Genomic DNA, 22,495 nt, shown 5'->3' on the forward strand with positions numbered 1-22,495 from the left:
ATATAGATATAATTTAAAATGTTCATCAATAATTTTGACCCAGTTGCAATAGAAATATTTTCTTTAGAAATTAGATGGTATTCTCTAGCTTATATAGCTGGTATTTTATTTGGATGGTTAATAGCAAAAAAACTGTTCTTAAAGAATTCTGAAATAAATAAAAACTTTGATGATTATATAACGTACTTAATCATCGGAATTATTTTAGGTGGAAGAATTGGTTATGTATTATTTTATAATTTTGAATTCTATATCAATAATCTTGTAGATATCTTAAAAGTATGGGAAGGCGGCATGTCTTTTCACGGAGGAGTAATTGGTATTGTTATCGCAACTATATTGTTTGCAAAAAAAAATAATCAAGATGCGTTTTTATATTTAGACGTCGTCGCTCTAGTTGCACCTATTGGAATATTTTTTGGAAGAATTGCAAATTTTATAAATTCTGAACTTTATGGAACTATAACTAATTTACCTTGGGCAGTTACTTTCATGCAAATAGATAATCAACCACGACATCCCTCACAAATTTATGAGGCATTATTAGAAGGTTTAATTTTATTTTTAATTTTAGTTTATTTTAGAAGTAAAGGGAATTTTGCAAAAGCTGGATTTATTTCTGGATTATTTTTAATTTTCTATTCAATCTTCAGATTTATTGTGGAATTTTTTAGAGTTCCAGATGATCAATTGGGATACTTAATATTAAATTTAACTATGGGTCAGTTAATAAGTTTTATCTTTTTGATAATTGGATTAATTATTTTCTTTTTGAAAAAAAATGAACAAGTCGACTAATTTAACTCTAGATCAATTTATAAATCACGCTCTTTACGATAAAGAAAATGGTTATTATATGAAAAAAAATCCCTTTGGAAAGGAAGGTGATTTTATTACGTCTCCCAACATCACAAGATTATTTTCAGAAATAATTGCGATTTGGGTAATAACTTTTTGGAAAAGCATTGGTTCACCTAAAAAATTTAACTTAATTGAACTTGGTGCTGGTAATGGAGAGATGATGAAAGTTGTATCTGAAACATTAAAGAATTTTCCTGATTGTTTTAACTCCTGTAATTTAATGATTCATGAAAAAAGCTCATATTTAATCAATGAACAAAAAAAAAATTTAAATTCTGAAAAAATAATCTGGGTAAATGAAGTTGAAATCGATAACACATTTCCTTGCATTTATCTTGCAAACGAATTTTTTGATGCACTTCCAATAAAGCAATTTTTTAAAAAGGAGAATAATTGGTTTGAAAGGTATGTTAATTTAAAAACTTACAAAAAGGCTGAGTTCAATGATAAAGAAGTTGATATTAAAACAATAGAGCAAGAACTTAAATTTGAAATATCAAAGGACCAAGATGTTATTGAATACTCTCCGGAAGCGTTTAAATATCTAGAGAAAATTTGTAAAATTATTGAGAACAGAGATGGTGGACTTTTAATAATTGATTATGGATATTTAGATCTGAAAATAAAAAATACTATTCAAGCAATAAAAGATCATAAATTTTCAAACATATTAGAAGATATTGGCGACTCTGATATCACATACAATTTAAATTTTAATTTATATGCTAATTATATTAATCAATTTGAAAAACTAGATCATCTAATTACTAATCAAAAAAAATTCTTAACAAGTATGGGAATTTTGCAGAGAGCAGAGATTGTAAGTAATAATATAGCCTTCTCACAAAAAACAGATCTATTTTATAGAATTAGACGTTTAATTGATGAGAAACAAATGGGGGAGTTGTTTAAGGTAATGTTGATTAAAATTAAAAACAATAAATTTAAAACAGGTTTTCAAATTGATTAAATCTAAAAAACTTTCAAAATATAAAGCTATTAAACATGGTTTTTTTAATAGCATCGGTGGTGTATCAAAAAATATTTATAAAAGTTTAAATTGTGGTCCAGGTTCAAATGACAATAGTGCAAATGTAAAAAAAAATTTAAATATTGTTAGAAAAAAAATTTCTAAGAACTCAAAAAATATTTTTTTACTTAACCAAATTCATAGTAATAAATTCGTGTTTATTGACAAAAAGCATAAATCAAAAATAAAACCTAAGGCTGATGCAATTATTACTGACCAAGTAAATTTACCTATTGCGGTTTTGACTGCAGATTGTGTACCAATACTTGTTTTTGACAATCAGAGAAAAATGATAGCTGCAATTCATTCAGGATGGAAAGGTGCCTTTAAGGGAATAGTATCAAAAGTGATTAAATTTATGATTAAGAGAGGATCCAAAACAAAAAATATTACAGCAGTTATAGGTCCATCAATATCAGTTAAAAATTATGAAGTTCAAAAAGATTTTTATAAAAAATTTATAAGAAAAGACAAAACAAATCATAAATTTTTTAAAATGGGTAAAGAAAAGTTATATTTTAACTTATCTAGTTATGTTAAATCATTAATTCTTAAGTCTGGTGTAAAAAAAATAGAAAAAATTGACGTTGATACATTCAATGCTAAAAATAAATTTTTTAGTGCTAGAAGATCAAAAAGTTTAAATCATGCTGATTATGGTAGAAATATTTCAATAATTATGCTTAATTAGGTTTTTTCATGAAATTATTATCAGGAAATAGCAACAAACCTCTTAGTAAGAATATTGCTAAATATTTAAAATCTAAATTAGTCAATTCAAGTATTAGAAATTTTTCTGATGGTGAAATTTATGTTGAGATTAATGAAAACATAAGAGGAAATAGTATTTTTATTATTCAATCTGTATCTTCTCCAGCTAATGATAATTTAATGGAACTTTTATTATGTATAGATGCTTTGAAAAGATCATCTGCCAAAAATATAACAGCTGTAATTCCATATTTTGGTTATGCAAGACAAGATAGAAAAGTTGTCCCAAGAACTTCAATTTCAGCAAAACTAGTATCAAACTTAATTACAAAATCAGGAGCAGATCGTGTTGTAACAGTAGATTTGCACGCAGGACAAATTCAAGGATTTTTTGATATTCCAGTAGATAACTTGTTTGCTACTCCTATTTTTGCAAGACACGTTAAGAAAAAAATTAAAAATAAAAATATGATTTGTGTAGCGCCAGATGTGGGTGGTACTGAGCGAGCAAGATCTCTTGGAAAACTTTTAAATGTTGGTTTAGCTATAGTAGATAAAAGAAGACCTAAGCCAGGACAATCTCAGGTTATGAATGTAATTGGGGATGTAAAAGGTAAGACATGTATAATTGTAGACGATATCATCGACTCTGGTGGAACAATTGTAAATGCAGCTAAAGCTCTAAAAGATAGAGGTGCAAAAGAAGTTTACGTTTATATTACTCACGGTGTACTTAGTGGCGAAGCGGTCAAAAAAATTAAAAATTCTGTTATCAAAAATTTAGTAATTACAGACACAATTGATAATAGTGACAAAATAAGAGGTGTAAAAAACATTGAAGTTTTATCTATTTCAGGGCTAATGGGTGAAGCAATTAAAAGAATATCAAATTCTACTTCTGTATCTGATTTATTTAAATAATTACCTTGTGTTATTAAGGATCTTGAGCTAAAAACCCTTGTTTTTATGAATACTTTAGAAGCTAACATCAGAGATACTAAAACAAAAGGCGAGCTTAACTCACTAAGAGATAATGGAGAAGTTCCGGCTATAATTTATGGTGGTGAAGCTCAAAATGAAAAAGTTTCTATATCTAAGAAACTGCTAAAGTCGATGTTAGAAGACTCAAATTTTTTATCTACAATTCTTACATTAAATGTAAACGGTAAACCACAAAATGTACTTCCAAGAGAAGTAAAATATCACATCTTGTCAGACGAACCTATACATGTTGATTTTTTAAGAGTTGTGCCTGGTCTAAAAATTAGAATTGAGGTTCCAGTTAAATTTATTAATCACGAAAAATCACCTGGATTAAAAAAAGGTGGAGTATTAAATATTGTAAGAAGAAAAGTTGAATTAAAATGTCCAAGTGAAAAAATACCTGACAATCTTTTAATTGATTTAGATGGTATTGATATTGGAGTAAGTTTTAAAATTTCATCAATTAATCTAGATCCTGAAGTTGTACCAACTATTCAAGGTAGGGATTTCGTTATTGCAACACTTGCGGCTCCAACTGTAATGAAAGAGCCAGAAAAACCAGCTGAAGCTGAAGCTGCAGAGGGTGAAGCTGGTGCCGCAGAGGCTGCTGCACCAGCTGAAGGCGATAAACCAGCTGCTGAAGGCGAAGAAAAGCCTGCTGAAGAAAAAAAATAAATTATTTAGACTGAAGTTTGTTTTCCATTAAAAAATTTTTATGCTTTTATTTGTAGGACTAGGTAACCCAACGCCCGATAGTGAAAATAATAGACATAATGTAGGTTTTAAAATTATAGACTCGATAAATAAAAAATTTGGTCTATCAAAACAAAAACCAAAATTTAAAGGTTTGCTTACAACAGGAAATGTTGGAGACAAAAAAATATATGCAATTAAACCTTTAACTTTCATGAATAATTCAGGAATTTGTATAAGAGAATTAATAGAATATTTTAAAATTGATGCCGAGGATGTCATAGTTTTTCATGATGATTTAGATGTAGAATTTGGGAAAATTAAAGCTAAGTTTGGTGGATCTAGTGCAGGTCATAATGGTATAGCTTCAATAGATAAATTTATTGGTAAAGATTATTCTAGAGTAAGAATTGGTATTGGAAAACCAAAAGATAACATGGAAGTAAGTGATTTTGTACTTCAAAATTTTGATGAAGATGAAATGGTTGGATTAGAAAAAATTACAAATAATATTACTGAGTCAATTTCAATATTAATTGAAAAAAAATTAGATCTATTTTCAAGTACAGTTAATAATAAATAATGAGTTTTAAATGTGGAATTGTTGGTTTGCCAAATGTTGGTAAGTCTACGCTTTTTAATGCACTAACAAATTCTAGTAAAGCACAAGCAGCTAATTTTCCATTTTGTACAATTGATCCAAATGTTGGTGTAGTTCCCGTACCAGATGAAAGATTGTCCAAATTATCAAAAGTCTCTAACTCTAAAAAGGTAATTAATACTACAATTTCATTCGTTGATATTGCTGGTCTTGTAAAAGGAGCTTCAAAAGGAGAAGGATTAGGAAATAAATTTCTTTCTCATATCAGGGAAGTTGATGCTGTAATTCATATGATTAGATGTTTTGATTCAGATGATATCCAAAATGTTAATCCTGACGTAAACCCAGTGAGAGATTTGGAAATTATTGAAACTGAAATGATGCTTGCAGATCTTGAAAGTATTCAAAAAAGATTGGAAAAAAATAACAAGAAAAATGTAGATGAGGAACAACTTAAAATTTTAGAAATTGCTCTTGATTGCATAAATAATGACAAAGATATTTCGGTTCTAAAAACACAATTTGATACCAAGCAATTAAATCAAAGCGGTTTATTATCAATAAAACCAAAAATATATGTCTGTAATGTTGATGAACAAAGTGTTCAGAACGGTAATAAATATACAAATGATTTCATAGAAAAATTTGGGAATGAAAATACACTAATTGTATCCGCTGATATTGAAAATCAAATTAATGAACTACCTGCTGAAGAGAAAAAAAATTATATGGAAATGATAGGTTTAAAAGAAACTGGATTAAATATGTTAATTCAAAAAGGTTACAATATACTAGAACTAGACACTTATTTTACATCAGGTCCTGAGGAAACAAGGGCATGGACAATTAAAAAAAATTGTACAGCTCCTAAGGCCGCAGGCGAAATACATACTGATTTTGAAAAAGGCTTTATACGAGCTGAAACTATTTCTTATGAAGATTTTATAGCAAATGATGGCTGGGTAAATTCTAAAGCAAATGGGAAAATGAGATTAGAAGGAAAAGATTATATTGTTAAAGATGGAGATGTGTTAAACTTCAGATTCAACACGTGACCAGATTTTCTTCATACTAAAGTAAACTAAAATAGTTAAAATAATCAAATATACTATAGCTTTAAATCCCATTTGGTGTCTTGCTTCTAAATGAGGCTCCGCAGCCCACATTAAAAATGTTGTTACATCTTTTGACATCTGTTCAACTGATGCATTAGTGCCATCACCGTATTCTACTATTCCATCTGATAATGGCGCTGCCATTCTGATCTTATTACCATACATATATTTGTTGTAATAAACTCCATCATCCAAAGTTACTCCGCTTGGTGGATCTTCATAACCTTGAAGTAAAGAATAAATATAATCAACTCCACCACCTCTAGCCTTAACTAAAACAGACATATCTGGTGGATAAGCTCCTCCGTTAGCTGCTTGTGCGGCTTTTACATTGTCGTATGGCATCACAAATTTATCTGAAAGTTTTCCAGGTCTAATAAACATTTCACCATCAGCGTTTGGTCCATCTGTAACTTCAAAAGAAGCAGCGATTGCTTTTGCAGCTGCCTCTGAAAACTCTGGTCCACCCTCTTCTGATAAATTTCTATAGCTCAAATATTTCATTGAATGGCAAGAAGCACAAACTTCCGTATAAACTTGATATCCTCTTTGAAGAGCTGCTCTATCAAATTTTCCAAAAAGACCTTTAAAACTCCAATCTGTTTTAAGATAATCTACTTTTTCTGCAGCAAATGTTTGGACGCTATTTAGAGAAAAAAATGAAAGTATTAAAATTAGTTTAAATAACTTTTTCACTTTATTTTATTTTACTTTCTCTGTGTTTTGCAGCTGCTAAGTTTGTTGATCCACCTAAAATAGGCTCTGTTATACTTAGTGGAACAGGTAATGTTCTCTCTTTAAATCCAAGCACAGGGAGAATAACCAAGAAATGTAAGAAATAATAGGCAGTGGCTACTCTTGCAATTAATAAATAAAGACCTTCTGCAGGCATTGCTCCCATGTAACCAAGAATTAAAACGTCTGCTACTAAAATCCAGTAAAACTGTTTATACAAAGGTCTAAATACTGCTGATCTAATTTTTGAAGTATCTAACCAAGGTAAAGCTGCAAGTATTAAAATAGCAGATAGCATTGCAATTACTCCAAGTAGTTTATCCGGTACCGATCTTAGTATTGCGTAAAAAGGTAACAAGTACCATTCTGGAACTATATGAGCTGGAGTTACCATAGGATTTGCCTCTATGTAATTATCTGCGTGACCCAAAATATTAGGCGTATAAAAAACAAAAAATGCAAAAACAATCATAAACATTAATAATGCAAAACCATCTTTAATAACAATGTATGGATGGAATGGGACAGTATCCTTAGATGGTTTTTTGATATCAATACCAACTGGATTATTATTTCCAGGTACATGCAGGGCCCATATATGTAAAATTACAAGTCCTGCTATCAAGAATGGAATTAAGTAATGTAGAGTAAAAAATCTTGTTAAAGTTGGATTATCAACTGAATATCCACCCCATAACCATGTTACAATTCCCTCACCTACTAACGGGATTGCACTAAATAAATTTGTAATAACAGTTGCTCCCCAGAAACTCATTTGTCCCCAAGGTAGGACGTAGCCCATGAATGCAGCTGCCATCATTAACAAGTAAATTACTATACCAATAATCCAAATTATTTCTCTTGGTGCTTTGTAAGAACCATAAAATAACGATCTAAAGATATGAATATACACAGCAAGAAAAAACATCGATGCACCATTTGCATGTATGTATCTAATTAACCATCCGTAGTTGACATCTCTCATTATATGCTCAACACTTTCGAATGCCATGTCAGCATGAGCAATGTAATGCATTGCCAAAGTTAATCCTGTTATAATTTGTGTGATTAAGCAAAAAGTTAAAATTCCTCCAAATGTCCACCAGTAATTTAAATTTTTTGGAGTAGGATAATCCGTTAAATGATTTGCAAGAGTTAGTAACGGTAATCTATCATTAAACCATTGACCAACTTTTGATTTAGGTTGATAATCGTGATCACTCATAACAACTGTACTATCCTATTTTAATTGTGTTGGCGTTTACGAATTCATATTTTGGAACTTCCATATTCCAAGGAGCTGGTCCTTTTCTAATTCTTCCAGAGGTATCATAGTGAGAACCATGACAAGGACAAAACCATCCATTATAATCACCTTTGTCATTCAAAGGCACACATCCTAAATGAGTACAAACTCCAAGCATGACTAGCCATTCAGGATTTTTTGCTCTATCCTCATCTTTTTCTGGATGAATTAATTCTTCCATTTTAACAGATCTTGCTTCGTCGATCTCTTCTTGTGTTCTTCTTCTGATGAAAACTGGTTTTCCTCTCCATAGAACTGTAATTGTGTTTCCAGGTTTGACTGAACTTACATCTACCTCTGTACTTGCTAATGCTTTAACTGAAGCATCTGGGTTCATTTGATCTACCATAGGCCACACTACTGCTGCGGCTCCAACTGCACCTACAGCTGTGGTCGCTGTAAATAAAAAATCTCTTCTTTTTTTTGGCTTTTTATCTGACATTTTAAATAGTTTTTTGTTAAAAAATTAATTTAATATACGATTTCTTATAAGATAACAGTAATTTTTCTACTGAAAGAATGACACATTACAGATGAGACCTAGACCTAAAATTTCACTATACGAGCCAGATATTCCACAAAATACAGCTGCAATTATACGAACGTGTGCCTGTTTAGGGGCGGAATTAGAAATTATTGAGCCTTGTGGATTTTTATTATCTGACAAAAGATTTAAAAGAGTTGTCATGGACTACATGGACTATAGTAAAATTAAATTCTACCAAAGTGCAGAACATTTTTTTGAAAAAAAAAAGAATCAAAGAATTGTTTTAATGACAACAAAGGGTTCTATAAATTATACTAAATTTAATTTTAAAGCTGATGACACAATATTATTTGGAAGAGAGAGCGCTGGTGTTCCAGAGAAGGTTCATAAGCTGATTGGTGATCGTCTAAAAATTCCAATGAATGAAAATGCGAGATCTCTAAATATAGCGTCCTCAGTTGCAATAGTTTTGGCTGAAAGTTTAAGGCAAAATAATTTGATATAATATGGACAATTCAATAAAAAAAGACCTAGCTAGCAATTGGTTCAAATTATTACAAAATGCAATTTGTAATGACATACTTGAATTGGAAAATGACAAAATTAAATTTGAATCAACTTCTTGGAAAAGAAACTCTAAAAAGGATGAAGGAGGTGGTGAATATAGAATTTTAAAAAATGGGAAAATTTTTGAAAAAGTTGGAGTAAATTTTTCAAAAGTATATGGAAAATTTCCTAAAAAATTTCAAAAAAATATACCAGGAGCTGAGAAAGACCCAAGATTTTGGGCCTCAGGAATTTCAATAGTTATGCATATGCAAAATCCCCACATTCCAGCTATGCATTTTAATACAAGATATATCAGCACTCAAAAAAACTGGTTTGGAGGGGGGATGGATGTAACCCCAGCTATAAAAGATGATAATGAAAAAAATAAATTTCATAAAACTTTGAAGTTAATGTGTGATCAACATAATAAAAATTATTATAAAAAATATAAAAAATGGTGTGATGAATATTTTTATTTACCGCACAGAAAAGAAGCTAGAGGAATTGGAGGAATTTTTTTTGACTACAAAGATGATAATTTTGAAAAAGATTTTAAATTTGTAAGGGATGTTGGGATTACTTTTCAAATGATTTTTAATGAAATTATTAAAAAAAAAATTAAGAAAAAATGGTCTTTAAAAGAAAAAGAGATGCAGTATATTAAAAGAGGTCGTTACGCAGAATTTAATTTACTATATGACAGAGGGACTAAATTTGGATTACAAACTGGTGGTAATGTTGAAGGAATTTTAATGTCGTTGCCTCCCTTAGCAAAGTGGAAATAAAAAATGGAAAAAGAACCTATAACTTTAAATGGGCTAAAAAAATTAGAGGAAGAATTAATTTTTTTAAAAGAAAAGAAAAGACCTGAAATAGTTGCTGCAATTGCTGAAGCAAGATCGCATGGAGATCTCAAGGAAAATGCAGAATATCACGCTGCAAAAGAAGAACAGTCTCATAATGAAGGTAGGATTACTGAAATAAACGACATAATAGCCAGAGCTAATGTGATTGATGTAACTAAATTAAATAATGAGGGTAAAGTAATTTTTGGATCAACTGTATATTTAGAAGACTTAGATAGTGGAGAGAAAATAAATTATAAAATTGTTGGAAAAGATGAAGCTGACTTAAAACAAAAATTAATTTTCTTTCAGTCCCCAATTGGAAAAGGATTAATAGGTAAAAATAAAAGTGATCTTGTAGAAATAAGCACCCCTTCTGGAACAAAGAATTTTGAAATTAAAGACGTTAAATATATTTAGCTTTTTGCAATTTTTTCCACCTGTTTATCTGAAATTTGAAATCCATTTTGAACCCAGGTTTCTTCTATAAGTTTCAACTTATTACCTAAAATTTTACCCTCAGGAATTTTATACTTAGACATTAAAATATTTGCTCCAATTTTTAATTCAGGCAAAGTTTTGTTTTCATAAATTTTAAGTAATTTTAATAATTTATTCTCCACTTTGCTTGAATAGAACAATTTAAAATTAATTATATCAATCACGGTTTGTCTGCCATTATAGTAAAATATTTTATTAAAGTTTTTTTCAGTAAAACTTTTAATATTCACCTTTTCTTTGAAAAAATAATGAATTAATTTGAGCCTCTTTTGATTTTTTTTTGAGATTTTAAATTTATAAATAAAATAATCTGTATTGTCTGTTTCATCAATAATCAGTAATGCAATTACAAAAATAAAATCAAAGTTGCTAATAATTTTAGAACTGAATGAATTTAGCTTCTTAAAATGATTAATATTTTTAAATTGTGGAAATACTATTTCTAATATTTCTAAACTTTGTTGATCTTCAAATAATTTAAGAAAATTTTTTGATTTAACTGTCTTTTTAAATTCATCTAATAATCTTTCAGAAGATAAGTTCGAAATACCTTTGATATTTTTTTTAAATATTTTAATTATCTCTGTTTTGTGATTTTCATTTGAGTAATTAATATGAAAACGGAAGTATCTTAATATTCTTAAATAATCCTCTTGAATTCTTTTTTCTGGATCGCCAATAAATTTTAAAACACCTTTGTCTAAATCTAGCTTACCATTTTGTGGATCAAATAAATTTCCCAAACTATCAGAGTAAATAGCGTTAATTGTAAAATCTCTTCTTTTTGAATCTTCTTTCCAATCAGAAGTAAATTCAACTTTTGCATGTCTTCCATCTGTCGTAACGTCTTTTCTAAGTGAAGTAATTTCATAGTTTTTTTCATTAATTACTGCAGTTATCGTGCCGTGTTCTCTACCTGATTCAAAAAATTTAATTTGATGTTTATTTAGTGCATCACAAACTTCATCTGGAGTAATGTTAGTTGCCAAATCAATGTCATCTACTTCTTCTCGATTTATAATTTTTCTAATACATCCTCCAACAAACCTTAATTCACTATTTTCAGAATAATTGTTGATTGCCTCAAAAATTTTTTTTGCAGGAGTGTTCTGGGATATGTTTTTTATATTTTTACTTATATAATTAAGATTTTTGGACCTAAAAAAAATTTTATCTAAAAATTTATCCATATATATGGCTGGGGCGCTAGGATTCGAACCTAGGATGCAGGTACCAAAAACCCGTGCCTTACCGCTTGGCTACGCCCCAATATTATAGTTCCTATAACACAAAAAAAATAAATTTATATAGTTTTTGATACATACAACCAACAATTTTTAAATTTCCTCTTAAATTGAACTTTTGCTGAATTACAGTCTTTGACTGATTTATAGTATGCAATAACTGTAGATCCAGACCCAGTCATTCTTACAAACTCAGGATTGTTAGTCTTTTCTAAAAATAACTTAATCTTTTTTATTTGTGGGTATTTTGAAATTGCAACATCTTCTAAGGTATTACTTTGATTTTTTAAAAATTTATAACCAAACATATTTTTTCTTGGATTGTTAAATTTTGGTTTTGTAAAATTTTTAACGTTAGAATAAATTTTTTTTGTCGCACAACCAAAATTAGGCTTTATTAAAAGTATATTTAAAATCGGGCAATTTAAAAATTTTTTAATTTTATTGTTTGAAAGTAAAACAGAGCTAGACGGGTCTATACCTAAAATAACATCAGACCCTATTTCAGAGCAAACCTCCAAAATTTTCTTTTCGCTAATTTTAATTATCTTTTTTTTATTTAAAAAATTTAAAATACTCGCAGCATTTATAGAACCACCACCAAGTCCAGCTTCTTGGGGAATATTCTTTGTTATAGAAACTCTAAATTTTTGATTTATTAACAATTTTTCTCGATCTAATATTTGAAAGAGTTTTTGAACAGTATTTTTTTTTCCAATACCTTTTGCAAATTTTCCTTGAAAAGAAATATTATGTTTTTCACCTCCTTTTTTTTTTATTGAAATAACATCATACAAATCAATAAAACTAACGATGCTTTCAATTTTATGTAATGATTTATTTTTTCCAGTTACATTGAGAGCTAAATTGATTTTAGCATGAGACTTTAAATTTAATTTCATTGAATAGATTTTAAGCCAACAATCAATTTTTTGTTTATATTTTCTCTCATATCATCTTCAGTATCGTCAAAACTCAACACGCTATTCCAAAAATATCTTGCCTGAATTTTTTGATCTAGCTTCCACAATATATCTCCATAATGATCATTTACTATTGGGTCATCGGGCATTAATTCTACAGCTCTTTTTAAATATTTTTCTGCTTCTTTATATTCGTCTATCAAGAAATATGCCCAACCAATTGAGTCAATAATATAGGGATCATTACTTTTTAATTCATATGCTATTTTTAACATTTCCATCGCTTCATCTATTTTGTAATCACGTTCTAACCAAGAATAAGCAAGATAATTTAGGACGTATGCATCATTAGATCTTATTCTTAATGCATGAAGTAAATCTTCATCTGACTTCTCATAATTACCTAATCTTTCGTAACTCCCACCTCTTCTATATAAAATATCCGATTTAATTATAGAGGTGTCTTCTAGTGAGGAGATTAATTTTGAATAATAATCGATTGCAAGTTCATAATTTTTAGAGTTTTTGTAAAAATTTGCTAAATCAAAAATCATCTTTGGATTAGGTTTTTCAATATTTTTAAATTTAGACTCGATATGGCTTGTGCCCTTTTCATAATTTTGTTCTTTCACTATTATTTGCGCTTCTTTTTTAACTCTAAACCAATAATAAAACTCATCAGTCTCTTTAAATTTTCTTACTATTTTTTTTACCTTGTTGTATTCACCATCTGCAAAGAAATTTTCTGCAACGAGCGATAAATTAAATTCAAATTTAGGATTTAAGTATATTGATAAATTTAAATAAAAATTTGATTTTTCAAAATTATCTTGTGATGAATAAAGGTTTGATATCAAAAATAAAAATTCACTAACTATATCATTGTGGTTTCCACATGAGAAAATTTTTTCAAAACTTTTAAACTTATTATTATCTATCCAGCTTTTGGTTTGAGTTAACAAAAGTGTTGAGCCAATATAATCAATTTGATCAATTACTGACTTTGCCTGATCAAACTCCTTATTCTGAATAAGATAATTTATATAAAAAAATATATATCTTGAATAATCACCTTGTTGATTATTAATTAAATTTAAAAAGAAAGAGCTGGTTCTTTGATCATTATAATGACATCTTTGAAATGCCTCAGCTATTAATGATAAGTTTCCAAAATTTTTCTTATTAGGTAAAAGTTTTTTATTTTTAAAAGTGTAAATGTACTGCTTTAAAGTCTCAAAAATTACTAGATTAATTCTATTTTCTTCCTGAAATCTCAAACTTTGATCTAAGTAAATATCAGCTTTATCAAAATCATTTTTTTTCAAACTATCAATTATTAATAAAACGTATGCATCAAAAAAGTCAGAGTTACTTTTTTTTGAGTTATTTTTTATAACATTTATTGCTTGCGCTACTTTGTTTTCCAATACAAGAGAATTAACGTATCTTTTTAAATAATTGTCATGGTTGTTTAGTAAAACTTTACTTAAATTGAAATATTTTAAAGCTTCTGAATTATCTCTATTTTCATAAGCTATAATACCTGAAAAATAATTAGATAAATCTCTTGAGTTGAAATCATTAAAACTTGTACTTTTAGAATAAACAGGCGTCTGATAGAATAACACTAATAATAATATGATTTTAAATATTTTAGGTATCATTTAATCCTTGTAAGGTGAAAAAATTGATAAATCAAAACGACAAATTAAACGAAGAATTAATAAATACAATAGAAGCCAATTTTGTATTTGATAAAAAACCTATTAATAGGTTTTCTGAGGTCAAAAAAGAAAGTGATATCAATCAAAGAAATAAACAAGAATTATTAGAAAATCTAAAGAAACAATTAAATTCAATTGAAAATTGTAAACTAAGAAATAATTCCAAAAATATTGTTCTTGGAGAAGGAAATATTGATAGTCCTATAATGTTAATCGGAGAAACTCCAGGTGAAATTGAAGACAAAGTTGGAAATCCTTTTAAAGGAGAAAGTGGAGAGCTTTTAGACAAAATGTTAATAGCAATAGATATTAAAAGAGAAAATATTTATACAAGTTATGCAATAAATTTTAGACCACCAGAGGATAGAAAACCAACTTCACAAGAAATTAAACGTTACTCAAACTTTTTAAAAGAACATATATCTATTATTGATCCCAAAATTATAATTTTAATGGGTAGCACAGCTATGGAAGCTGTTACTGGGATTAATGAAAAAATATCTTCAGAAAGAGGTAAATGGAAGGAAATAATTTTAAATAATAATACTTATCCATTAATGATAACTTTTAACCCTTCTTATTTAATTAGATATCCAGATAACAAAAAATATTCTTGGGAAGATTTAAAAAAAATAAGAGAAAAAGTTAAAGAGTTAAAATTAACAATTTAATGAAATTAATAGCTGGTGTTGATGAGGTCGGCAGAGGTAGTTTAATTGGTCCTGTTTATGCTGCTGCTGTCATTCTCAAGAAATCTGCGGATCCAAAAATTTTAAAAGACTCAAAAGTGTTGAGTAAAAAAAAGAGAGAATACCTTTTTAATTATATTAAAAAAAATTCAATTTGGTCATTAGGCAAAGCTTCTGTCAACGAGATTGAAAAACTAAATATACTAAATGCAAGTTTACTGGCTATGAAAAGAGCTATATTAAAATTAACAAAAAAACCAACTCTTGTATTGATAGATGGAAACAAAATTCCAAATTTAAAAAATTATAAATTAAAATCGATCATAAAGGGTGATAAAAAAATTCCCTCAATTTCTGCAGCCTCTATAATAGCAAAGGTATCAAGAGATAGATTAGTTGCTACTCTATCAAAAAAAAACAAAGGTTATCATTGGGATAAAAATTTTGGATATGGAACTAAACAACACTTACAAGCGTTAAAGAAACTAGGCATAACCAAACATCATAGAAAAACTTTCTCTCCTATATCTAGATTAACTTAATACTACATCTAGTTATCATTAAAATTCGATACACAAATCGAATCCAATTTTTTCAATCACAGGTTGACCGAAGAATCCATTTGGAGTCTAATTAATTTTTACAAATGAAATCTAATTTTAAAAATAAAATAATCAACGGAGACAGTCTCGAAGAATTAAAAAAAATTCCACGTGAAACTTTTGATTTAATTTTTGCTGACCCTCCATATAATTTACAATTAAAAGGTGAATTGACTAGACCAGATAGATCAAAAGTCAGCGCTGTAAACGACAAGTGGGATCAATTTGAAAATTTTAAAAAATATGATGAGTTTACGTATGAATGGCTTAATGAATGCAAAAGGATTTTGAAAAAAGATGGAGCTATTTGGGTTATAGGTAGTTACCATAATATTTTTAGAGTAGGAACTGCAATACAAAATTTAGGTTTCTGGATACTAAATGATGTCATCTGGAATAAAAATAATCCAATGCCTAACTTTAGAGGCACAAGATTTACAAATGCTCATGAGACTTTAATTTGGGCTTCGAAGAGTGAAAAATCAAAATACACATTCAATTATCAGTCTTTGAAATGTTTAAATGATGATCTCCAGATGAGATCTAATTGGAGTCTTCCTATTTGTAGTGGTTCTGAACGACTTAAAAAAAATGGAAAAAAAATTCACTCTACTCAAAAACCAGAATCACTTTTACATAGAATTTTACTAGCTACATCAAATAAAAATGATCTAATTCTTGATCCTTTTTTAGGTTCTGGAACTTCTGCTGCAGTTGCAAAAAAACTAGGGAGAAATTATTTTGGTATAGAAAAAGAAAAGAATTATTTTAAAGCTGCTGAGGAACGTTTAAAGGCTACCAAACCAATTGAAGATGATTTATTAGATACACTTAAAAATAATAGATCAAAACCAAGAATTCCATTTGGATCGTTGGTAGAGCTTGGGATAATTAAGCCTGGAACAAATATTTTTGATAATAAGAAAAAAATAACAGCAAGAATAATGGCTGATGGTAGCATCAAGCACAACCAGGCGGAAGGTTCTATTCATAAAGTTGCAGCTACTATTTTGGGAGCTGAAAGCTGTAATGGTTGGACATTTTGGCATTGTGATATTAATGGACGAACCTACCCAATCGATTACTTGAGACAAAGATTAATTTCTAAAAATTAATCTTTATAAATTTTACCTAAATAACTTTGCAGAAATTTTTTATTTTTTGTCAAAAGCTTTAAAAAAATATTTCTAAAAAAGATCATAATCGGATTTGATAAATGAAAAGCAAATTGATTAAAATGAGATCTTCTATTAATCATTTTTACTCTCTCTAATCTAGAATTATAAAAATCATTTTTTTGGTTAATTATAACTTCATGTAATTGATTAGCTCCTTCTATTGATTGTGAGGCTCCCTGAGCAAAAGAAGGAGAGAATGCAAAAAAAGCATCTCCAACTAAATAAATATTTTTTGGAGGAATAAATGGATTTTTACTTACAAACACTGGAAACAATTTTATATCTTCAAGGCTCTGAAATACTTTTGATGAAATTTTTTCGGATAATTTTTCTTTAATGCTCTCAATAAATGTACTTTCATTACAAAGATTGTGGTTTTTTTGCTGATCAGAATTTAACTTATTCTTCAATATCCCAATAAAATTAAAATTTTTATCATTATTAAGTGGATATAATACATAATGAAAATCTGATCCTAAAAATAAAGAAACATTCTCCTCGTTTATATTATCAAGACTTTCTTTGGATACACTGGCTCTAACAGCGATAGTGTTATTGTAAATTGGTTCTGAATTATTATTTGAAATTAATGACTTTCCTTTTGAAAATACACCATCTGAAATAACTAAATGATCACAAGTTATTTTTTCTTTATCAAAAGTTAAATTTATTAAATCATTACTGTATTCTATGTTGTCTAAACTGCAGTTAAACTGGATTGTATTTTTATCCAGTCGATTTATTAGGAACTGAAGTAATTTTGATCTTTTCAATGTTGTATACTTACAATCATCAGAATTAAATTCTGAAATATTTAAATCACAAATTTTCTTTGAATTTTTAATTTGATAAAAGTCAATTTTTTTTGGATTAAATTTCTCTTTGTCTGACAAGGAAGAGAAGCCTAATTTGTTTAATAACTTTACGCTATTAACAGATAATTGAATGCCATAACCTTCCCCTATTTCTAATGAGGTTTTTTTTTCATAAATTGTGACCTGATAATCTTTATTTCCTTTAAATAAGTTAGCTATAAACAGACCGGAAATACCTGCGCCAATAATTGCTATTTTTTTCATTTTTGACTTTCTAAAAATTTTATTATCTTTTTGGTAAATGTTGGAAGTACATAATTTTCAAGCTTTGCAGGATTTATCCAATTAATATTTTTGTCAAAGTTATGCTTCTTTTTATATTCAATTTTAATATTCATATTCATATTAGATATTTTAAAATTTAAATCTTTATCAAAATTTTTAGGATTATTTAATTGATCCATTGGAAAAATATTTAAATTTTTTAAAAAATTAAATTTATTATTTTTGATTAATAAATATTGATTATTTTTTTTATAAACATTCAATTTATAATATGTTTCCTTGTTAATTTTCTTTAATTTCACTAAATCAAAATTTTTATTTTTAAATGCTTTGCAATTATTAGATAGTGGACATTTATTACAATTAGGGTTTGTAGGTTTACAAATTAATGCACCCAATTCCATCAAAGCTTGCGCATAATCGCTTGATCTTTTTGTCGATGTCCCAAAAATTTTTTTTTGATCTTGTAAGAATTCTTTTTTAATTTGACTTTGTTTCTTTAAATACAGATATCTTTTTAATACTCTTTCAATGTTTCCATCCAAAGGAATTATTGGTTTGTTAAATGCGATTGCTGAAATTGCACTCGCTGTATAATCGCCAATACCTGGTAATGATTTTAATTCATAAAAATCTCTAGGTATTTTTTTATTGAATTTTTTAACAATTATTTGAGCAGTTTTTTTTAAATTTCTTACTCTTGAATAATATCCAAGACCTTCCCAAAGTTTGGTTAATTTTCTATCATTATATTTTGATAACTTTTCAATATTAGGAATATTTTTAATAAATCTATTAAAATAAGGTATCACAGTAGCAACCTGAGTTTGTTGCAACATAAACTCGCTAACCAATGTAAAGTATTGTTTCTTTTCTTGTGAAACCTTATTTCTCCAAGGTAAAGATCTCTTATTTATATCGTACCAATTGAGAATTTTATTTGTTATTATTAGATCTTTCATATGCAATTTAAAAATAATACTAAGCAGAGAAATACTAGCATTCAAGGATTAAGATCTTTCAAAGACACTTTGCCAAAAAATTTAAAAAAAATTATTAATAAAAAAGGTCATATATATTCAGAAACACTCAGTAATTGGAAATATTTAGTCGGGAATGAATTGTTTAAAGTCTGTTTCCCAAAAACATTCAAAAACTCAAATCGATTTGGTGTGAGTACTTTAGTTGTAATGGTTAAAAGGGGCCATGAAGTAGATGTAGAATATTCAAAAAAAAACATTTTAGATAAAATGAATAATTTTTTTGGCTACGATGTTGTTGAAAAGCTCAAATTTATTAGCTTTGATAACGAACAAAAAACTAGCAGTTTGAATGAAATTAAATCTAATAATGTGGCAATTAGTAAATATCGAGATAAAATCAAAGATGTTAAAAACGAAAAGATTAAAAAATCATTAACAGAATTAACAAAAGTTTATAAAGAAAAATGAAAAAAATTATATTACTTGCCATAATTGTTTTAGGAAGCTTTTCAAATTTAAACGCTGAAGAAATAAAAAGAATTATTGTTGGAAATAAAGACGCAAAAATAACTATAATTGCGTTTGAGTCACTAACTTGCAGCCATTGTGCTAATTTTCATAAAAACGTTTATCCAGAACTTAAAAAAGAATATCTGGACACAGGTCTTGCTAAAATAGAATTTAGACATTTTCCTTTAGATATTGCCGCCTTCAACGCTTCAAAAGTTGCTCAATGTAAAAATGATGGTAATGCTGATATTTTGGAAAGTTTATACGCCAACCAACAAAAATGGGTAAAGGGAAGCTCTATTGAAGAAGCAAATAAAAATCTTCAAATATTTTTAAAAAATGAAGGTTTCTCAATCGATTTTGAATCTTGTGTGAATAACAAAAATATTGAGGATTTTGTGTTAAATGACCGAATAGATGGTTCTAAAAACTTCAAGGTAAACTCAACTCCTACGATAATAATAAATAACAAAAAATTCGAAAAAAAACTTAATTATAAAAATTTAAAAAAAGCACTAGAAAAAATGATATAAGTTAGTGCATGGAGTTTAAAAAAATCCAATTAAATGGATTTAAATCATTTGCTGAAAAAACAAATTTCTTGATAGAAGAAGGTCTTACTGGAATTGTTGGTCCTAACGGCTGTGGAAAATCAAACATAGTAGAATCTTTAAGATGGGTAATGGGAGAGACCTCTGCAAAAAGTATGAGAGGTTCAGGAATGGAAGATGTAATTTTTTCAGGTACATCTAATAAAGCATCAAAAAATATTGCAGAAGTTTCCATAGAAGTAGAAAACAAAGAAAAAGAAGGTCCCATTCAATATCGTGAATTAGAAAACATTCAAGTTAGACGAAAAATTGAAAAAGATAAGGGTTCTAAATTTTATATTAATGACAAAGAGGTAAGAGCAAGAGATGCTCAAATGTTTTTTGCAGATCTTTCAACGGGCGCACATTCCCCTTCTATGATTAGTCAAGGAAGAATTGGAGCTTTAGTGACAGCAAAACCTACTGACAGAAGAGCAATACTTGAGGAGGCAGCTGGAATTTCTGGTTTACATGTAAGAAGACATGAAGCTGAACTTAGACTTGGCGCGGCTGAAAATAATTTAAAAAGAGCCGATGAATTACGAAGGCAACAAGAAAAACAATTGGCAAATCTTCAAAAACAAGCGGAAGAAGCTACAAAATACAAATTAATTTCAGAGGAAATAAAAAAAATAGAGGCTGGTCTATATTATCTAAGATTGTTGGATATCGATAAGGAAATAAGAATAGAAAATGAAATTAATACAGAGGCAGGAGGAGAAGTTGAAAGTTTCAACAATCAGATATCTGAACTTGAAAACTTAATAAAAACTTCAACTGATAAAGTTGCTCCACTTAGAGAAAAAAATATTGAGAATTTATCAAGAATACAGAGACTTAATTTGGAACTTCAGAACCTAGATGAGGAAAATACTAGAATTCAAGATGAAATTGAAACAATAAAGAAATCAATAAAGACTTTAGACGAAGACATAACTAGAGAAAATGGAATTATTATTGATGCTAACTCTAATGAAAAAAGATTAAAGGAAGAAAAGTCAGATTTAATTGAAGTAGATTCAAAATATTTTGAAACAGAAAAGTTATCAAACGAAGATCTAGAAAATGCAAAAAATGAACTTGAGAGAGAGCAAAAAGAAGTTGACGAAGTAGTTAATAATTTAGCTGACGATACAATTAAAATAAGCATTGGTCCTATAAAGAATGTAAAAAATTCAATTACTAGAGCAAAAGAATTAATTGATAATAATGAGATAAATCAAGCAGTTACATTACTCGATAGATGTAATATGGAATTAGACAATTTTATTAATGATTTAAAAAATGAAAAATCAAGAACAGAACTATTAAGTGTAAATGAGAAATCTCAAAATATAAAAATACTTCAAGAAAAATATGCTGATGCATATAGTAAAAATCAGTCGATAAAGAATGAATCGGTAAAAAGAAATGAAAGAATAAAAACAATAGAGACTGAGATAGAAAGCTGGAAAAATCTTTTATCCAATTCAGAAAAAATGGTAAATGAATTAACTGAAAGAAAAAATAAATTATCTAAACAATTAAATGATTTAGAAAATCAGCCAAGAGTACAAGCAGAAAGAAAAGGTCAAATTTCAGAAAATTTAAGAATTTCTGATGAAGAAAAAATAGAGAACGAAAAAATTATAGAAGAAACTGATAAAAAAATTGAAACTTTAAGAGCTCAACTAAATGAGATACAAGAGCAATCAATTCAAATTAGAGAGCGAAAAGCTAGCTCAGGTGCAACCATAGAAGGTTTACAAAAAAGAAAAAATGATTTGCTTGATAGGGTTAATACAGAATTAAATTTAACAGAAGAAAATATTTTAGAAAATTCAAATTTATTTGGAGTTGAAGAACTTCCAAATCATGTTGATCAAGAAGATGCATTAGATAAAAAAAAACAACAAAGAGATCAATTAGGTTCTGTAAATTTAAAAGCAGACGAGGAAACTAGTAAGTATGAAGAAGAAATAAAAAAAATGGAACAAGATCGTAGTGACCTAGTTACCGCAATTGTTAAACTTAAAGATAGTATTGATGAGCTAAATCAAAAAGGAAGGGAAAGACTTGTTGAGGCATTTGAAAAAGTTAACAGAAAATTTAATGAGGTTTATACAAAACTTTTTAATGGAGGAAATGCCAAGCTTGAATTAGTAGACTCTGATGATCCATTAGAAGCTGGTTTAGAAATGTTAGTCAGTCCACCAGGAAAAAGGCTTCAATCTATAACTTTATTATCTGGTGGTGAACAAGCACTTACTGCCCTATCTTTGATATTTGCAGTATTTTTAACTAACCCTTCTCCAATTTGTGTTTTAGATGAGGTGGATGCTCCTCTTGATGATGCTAACGTTACAAGATTTTGTAGCTTGCTAGAGGAATTAATTAAAATTACTAACACTAAATTTATAATTGTTACTCACCACGCCTTAACAATGTCTAAAATGAACAGGCTATATGGGGTAACTATGCCTCAAAAAGGGATAAGCCAACTGGTAGCCGTAGACCTTCAAAAAGCAGAAAGTATGGTTGCTTAACCAGAATAA

Annotated in this window: 24 protein-coding genes and 1 tRNA gene; 16 read left to right on the forward strand and 9 right to left on the reverse strand. The window is 28.3% G+C overall.

The annotated features are described in order from the left end of the window. Window positions 1-18 precede the first annotated feature (18 nt). From lgt to ychF, 7 genes are read left to right on the forward strand one after another with little or no spacing between them, the layout of a single operon-like run. The gene (gene lgt / locus ACTTBM_RS03190; protein ID WP_440634690.1) at window positions 19-798 is read left to right on the forward strand and encodes a prolipoprotein diacylglyceryl transferase; all 780 of its coding nucleotides are present in this window, start codon (window positions 19-21) and stop codon (window positions 796-798) included. Further along, window positions 782-1,831 (forward strand): SAM-dependent methyltransferase, encoded by a 1,050-nt coding sequence (locus ACTTBM_RS03195; RefSeq protein ID WP_440634691.1) that lies wholly within the window; start codon window positions 782-784, stop codon window positions 1,829-1,831. Before lgt ends, ACTTBM_RS03195 begins: the two co-directional genes overlap by 17 nt. Then, complete coding sequence (gene pgeF, locus ACTTBM_RS03200) at window positions 1,824-2,582, forward strand: peptidoglycan editing factor PgeF (protein WP_440634692.1); 759 nt, start codon at window positions 1,824-1,826, stop codon at window positions 2,580-2,582. Before ACTTBM_RS03195 ends, pgeF begins: the two co-directional genes overlap by 8 nt. 8 nt (window positions 2,583-2,590) lie before the next feature. Further along, a complete protein-coding gene (locus ACTTBM_RS03205; RefSeq protein WP_440634693.1) occupies window positions 2,591-3,523 on the forward strand; it encodes a ribose-phosphate pyrophosphokinase in 933 nt (310 codons plus the stop codon). Between the two features lie 45 nt (window positions 3,524-3,568). Next, entirely contained in the window at window positions 3,569-4,261 is a 693-nt protein-coding gene (locus ACTTBM_RS03210; protein WP_440634694.1) for a 50S ribosomal protein L25/general stress protein Ctc, read from the forward strand. A 40-nt stretch (window positions 4,262-4,301) separates the two neighbouring features. After that, window positions 4,302-4,862 carry an aminoacyl-tRNA hydrolase gene (gene pth, locus ACTTBM_RS03215; protein ID WP_440618927.1) on the forward strand — a complete coding sequence of 187 codons (561 nt, stop codon included), beginning with the start codon at window positions 4,302-4,304 and terminating at the stop codon, window positions 4,860-4,862. Then, entirely contained in the window at window positions 4,862-5,935 is a 1,074-nt protein-coding gene (gene ychF / locus ACTTBM_RS03220) for a redox-regulated ATPase YchF (protein ID WP_262589762.1), read from the forward strand. Before pth ends, ychF begins: the two co-directional genes overlap by 1 nt. Here ychF and ACTTBM_RS03225 read toward each other — a convergent pair. Genes ACTTBM_RS03225 through petA form a run of 3 tightly spaced genes read right to left on the reverse strand, consistent with a single transcriptional unit; the run spans window position 5,912 to window position 8,478 of the window. Beyond that, the gene (locus ACTTBM_RS03225) at window positions 5,912-6,670 is read right to left on the reverse strand and encodes a cytochrome c1 (RefSeq protein ID WP_440634814.1); all 759 of its coding nucleotides are present in this window, start codon (window positions 6,668-6,670) and stop codon (window positions 5,912-5,914) included. The genes ychF and ACTTBM_RS03225 overlap by 24 nt on opposite strands. A gap of 22 nt (window positions 6,671-6,692) precedes the next feature. After that, a complete protein-coding gene (locus ACTTBM_RS03230; RefSeq protein ID WP_440634695.1) occupies window positions 6,693-7,955 on the reverse strand; it encodes a cytochrome b in 1,263 nt (420 codons plus the stop codon). A 10-nt stretch (window positions 7,956-7,965) separates the two neighbouring features. Continuing rightward, the gene (gene petA / locus ACTTBM_RS03235) at window positions 7,966-8,478 is read right to left on the reverse strand and encodes a ubiquinol-cytochrome c reductase iron-sulfur subunit (RefSeq protein ID WP_075506393.1); all 513 of its coding nucleotides are present in this window, start codon (window positions 8,476-8,478) and stop codon (window positions 7,966-7,968) included. Window positions 8,479-8,569: 91 nt separating this feature from the next. Between petA and ACTTBM_RS03240 the strand changes: the two genes are divergently transcribed. Genes ACTTBM_RS03240 through greA form a run of 3 tightly spaced genes read left to right on the forward strand, consistent with a single transcriptional unit; the run spans window position 8,570 to window position 10,337 of the window. Beyond that, window positions 8,570-9,028, forward strand: a complete 459-nt coding sequence (locus ACTTBM_RS03240) for a tRNA (cytidine(34)-2'-O)-methyltransferase (protein WP_440634696.1) — start codon at window positions 8,570-8,572, stop codon at window positions 9,026-9,028. A 1-nt stretch (window position 9,029) separates the two neighbouring features. Further along, entirely contained in the window at window positions 9,030-9,857 is an 828-nt protein-coding gene (gene hemF, locus ACTTBM_RS03245) for an oxygen-dependent coproporphyrinogen oxidase (protein ID WP_440634697.1), read from the forward strand. Between the two features lie 3 nt (window positions 9,858-9,860). Then, window positions 9,861-10,337 carry a transcription elongation factor GreA gene (gene greA, locus ACTTBM_RS03250; protein WP_428080925.1) on the forward strand — a complete coding sequence of 159 codons (477 nt, stop codon included), beginning with the start codon at window positions 9,861-9,863 and terminating at the stop codon, window positions 10,335-10,337. Here the strand turns inward: greA and ACTTBM_RS03255 are convergent. From ACTTBM_RS03255 to ACTTBM_RS03270, 4 genes are all read right to left on the reverse strand, one after another. Next, window positions 10,334-11,608 carry a CCA tRNA nucleotidyltransferase gene (locus ACTTBM_RS03255; RefSeq protein WP_440634698.1) on the reverse strand — a complete coding sequence of 425 codons (1,275 nt, stop codon included), beginning with the start codon at window positions 11,606-11,608 and terminating at the stop codon, window positions 10,334-10,336. The genes greA and ACTTBM_RS03255 overlap by 4 nt on opposite strands. Before the next feature lie 5 nt (window positions 11,609-11,613). Continuing rightward, window positions 11,614-11,687: transfer RNA gene (locus ACTTBM_RS03260), tRNA-Gln, on the reverse strand. A gap of 34 nt (window positions 11,688-11,721) precedes the next feature. After that, window positions 11,722-12,564 (reverse strand): 4-(cytidine 5'-diphospho)-2-C-methyl-D-erythritol kinase, encoded by an 843-nt coding sequence (locus tag ACTTBM_RS03265; protein ID WP_440634699.1) that lies wholly within the window; start codon window positions 12,562-12,564, stop codon window positions 11,722-11,724. After that, entirely contained in the window at window positions 12,561-14,249 is a 1,689-nt protein-coding gene (locus tag ACTTBM_RS03270) for a tetratricopeptide repeat protein (protein WP_440634700.1), read from the reverse strand. The genes ACTTBM_RS03265 and ACTTBM_RS03270 overlap by 4 nt, the downstream gene beginning before the upstream one ends. 14 nt (window positions 14,250-14,263) lie before the next feature. Here ACTTBM_RS03270 and ACTTBM_RS03275 point away from each other — a divergent pair, with 14 nt between their 5' ends. The 3 genes from ACTTBM_RS03275 to ACTTBM_RS03285 all read left to right on the forward strand — a co-directional run bounded on the left by ACTTBM_RS03275 (window position 14,264) and on the right by ACTTBM_RS03285 (window position 16,715). After that, complete coding sequence (locus ACTTBM_RS03275; RefSeq protein ID WP_440634701.1) at window positions 14,264-14,980, forward strand: uracil-DNA glycosylase; 717 nt, start codon at window positions 14,264-14,266, stop codon at window positions 14,978-14,980. Beyond that, the gene (locus ACTTBM_RS03280) at window positions 14,980-15,540 is read left to right on the forward strand and encodes a ribonuclease HII (protein WP_440634702.1); all 561 of its coding nucleotides are present in this window, start codon (window positions 14,980-14,982) and stop codon (window positions 15,538-15,540) included. The genes ACTTBM_RS03275 and ACTTBM_RS03280 overlap by 1 nt, the downstream gene beginning before the upstream one ends. 104 nt (window positions 15,541-15,644) lie before the next feature. Further along, window positions 15,645-16,715: a site-specific DNA-methyltransferase gene (locus tag ACTTBM_RS03285; RefSeq protein ID WP_440634703.1), complete on the forward strand. Its 1,071-nt coding sequence runs from the start codon at window positions 15,645-15,647 to the stop codon at window positions 16,713-16,715. Here the strand turns inward: ACTTBM_RS03285 and ACTTBM_RS03290 are convergent. Both ACTTBM_RS03290 and ACTTBM_RS03295 read right to left on the reverse strand, forming a co-directional pair. Next, entirely contained in the window at window positions 16,712-17,857 is a 1,146-nt protein-coding gene (locus ACTTBM_RS03290; RefSeq protein WP_440634704.1) for a salicylate 1-monooxygenase, read from the reverse strand. The genes ACTTBM_RS03285 and ACTTBM_RS03290 overlap by 4 nt on opposite strands. Continuing rightward, complete coding sequence (locus tag ACTTBM_RS03295) at window positions 17,854-18,840, reverse strand: A/G-specific adenine glycosylase (protein WP_262589775.1); 987 nt, start codon at window positions 18,838-18,840, stop codon at window positions 17,854-17,856. The genes ACTTBM_RS03290 and ACTTBM_RS03295 overlap by 4 nt, the downstream gene beginning before the upstream one ends. Between ACTTBM_RS03295 and ACTTBM_RS03300 the strand changes: the two genes are divergently transcribed. The 3 genes from ACTTBM_RS03300 to ACTTBM_RS03310 are packed head-to-tail and all read left to right on the forward strand — an operon-like array spanning window position 18,841 to window position 22,486. Then, window positions 18,841-19,329 (forward strand): DUF721 domain-containing protein, encoded by a 489-nt coding sequence (locus ACTTBM_RS03300; protein WP_440634705.1) that lies wholly within the window; start codon window positions 18,841-18,843, stop codon window positions 19,327-19,329. Next, complete coding sequence (locus ACTTBM_RS03305; protein ID WP_262589778.1) at window positions 19,326-19,904, forward strand: DsbA family protein; 579 nt, start codon at window positions 19,326-19,328, stop codon at window positions 19,902-19,904. Before ACTTBM_RS03300 ends, ACTTBM_RS03305 begins: the two co-directional genes overlap by 4 nt. An 8-nt stretch (window positions 19,905-19,912) precedes the next feature. Continuing rightward, entirely contained in the window at window positions 19,913-22,486 is a 2,574-nt protein-coding gene (locus ACTTBM_RS03310) for a chromosome segregation SMC family protein (protein WP_262589779.1), read from the forward strand. Window positions 22,487-22,495 lie beyond the last annotated feature (9 nt).

It is taken from the genome of Candidatus Pelagibacter sp. HIMB1746 (assembly GCF_052047555.1).
Classification (GTDB): domain Bacteria; phylum Pseudomonadota; class Alphaproteobacteria; order Pelagibacterales; family Pelagibacteraceae; genus Pelagibacter.

Bases quoted from the DNA above. Each gene is read 5' to 3' on its own strand.
- ychF (WP_262589762.1), top strand. From the start codon at position 4,862: ATGAGTTTTAAATGTGGAATTGTTGGTTTGCCAAATGTTGGTAAGTCT.
- ACTTBM_RS03295 (WP_262589775.1), bottom strand. From the start codon at position 18,840: ATGAAAGATCTAATAATAACAAATAAAATTCTCAATTGGTACGATATA.
- ACTTBM_RS03255 (WP_440634698.1), bottom strand. From the start codon at position 11,608: ATGGATAAATTTTTAGATAAAATTTTTTTTAGGTCCAAAAATCTTAAT.
- greA (WP_428080925.1), top strand. From the start codon at position 9,861: ATGGAAAAAGAACCTATAACTTTAAATGGGCTAAAAAAATTAGAGGAA.
- ACTTBM_RS03240 (WP_440634696.1), top strand. From the start codon at position 8,570: ATGAGACCTAGACCTAAAATTTCACTATACGAGCCAGATATTCCACAA.
- ACTTBM_RS03280 (WP_440634702.1), top strand. From the start codon at position 14,980: ATGAAATTAATAGCTGGTGTTGATGAGGTCGGCAGAGGTAGTTTAATT.
- ACTTBM_RS03305 (WP_262589778.1), top strand. From the start codon at position 19,326: ATGAAAAAAATTATATTACTTGCCATAATTGTTTTAGGAAGCTTTTCA.
- ACTTBM_RS03230 (WP_440634695.1), bottom strand. From the start codon at position 7,955: ATGAGTGATCACGATTATCAACCTAAATCAAAAGTTGGTCAATGGTTT.
- ACTTBM_RS03205 (WP_440634693.1), top strand. From the start codon at position 2,591: ATGAAATTATTATCAGGAAATAGCAACAAACCTCTTAGTAAGAATATT.
- ACTTBM_RS03265 (WP_440634699.1), bottom strand. From the start codon at position 12,564: ATGAAATTAAATTTAAAGTCTCATGCTAAAATCAATTTAGCTCTCAAT.
- ACTTBM_RS03210 (WP_440634694.1), top strand. From the start codon at position 3,569: ATGAATACTTTAGAAGCTAACATCAGAGATACTAAAACAAAAGGCGAG.
- petA (WP_075506393.1), bottom strand. From the start codon at position 8,478: ATGTCAGATAAAAAGCCAAAAAAAAGAAGAGATTTTTTATTTACAGCG.
- ACTTBM_RS03285 (WP_440634703.1), top strand. From the start codon at position 15,645: ATGAAATCTAATTTTAAAAATAAAATAATCAACGGAGACAGTCTCGAA.
- pth (WP_440618927.1), top strand. From the start codon at position 4,302: ATGCTTTTATTTGTAGGACTAGGTAACCCAACGCCCGATAGTGAAAAT.
- ACTTBM_RS03310 (WP_262589779.1), top strand. From the start codon at position 19,913: ATGGAGTTTAAAAAAATCCAATTAAATGGATTTAAATCATTTGCTGAA.
- hemF (WP_440634697.1), top strand. From the start codon at position 9,030: ATGGACAATTCAATAAAAAAAGACCTAGCTAGCAATTGGTTCAAATTA.
- ACTTBM_RS03195 (WP_440634691.1), top strand. From the start codon at position 782: ATGAACAAGTCGACTAATTTAACTCTAGATCAATTTATAAATCACGCT.
- ACTTBM_RS03290 (WP_440634704.1), bottom strand. From the start codon at position 17,857: ATGAAAAAAATAGCAATTATTGGCGCAGGTATTTCCGGTCTGTTTATA.
- lgt (WP_440634690.1), top strand. From the start codon at position 19: ATGTTCATCAATAATTTTGACCCAGTTGCAATAGAAATATTTTCTTTA.
- ACTTBM_RS03270 (WP_440634700.1), bottom strand. From the start codon at position 14,249: ATGATACCTAAAATATTTAAAATCATATTATTATTAGTGTTATTCTAT.
- ACTTBM_RS03300 (WP_440634705.1), top strand. From the start codon at position 18,841: ATGCAATTTAAAAATAATACTAAGCAGAGAAATACTAGCATTCAAGGA.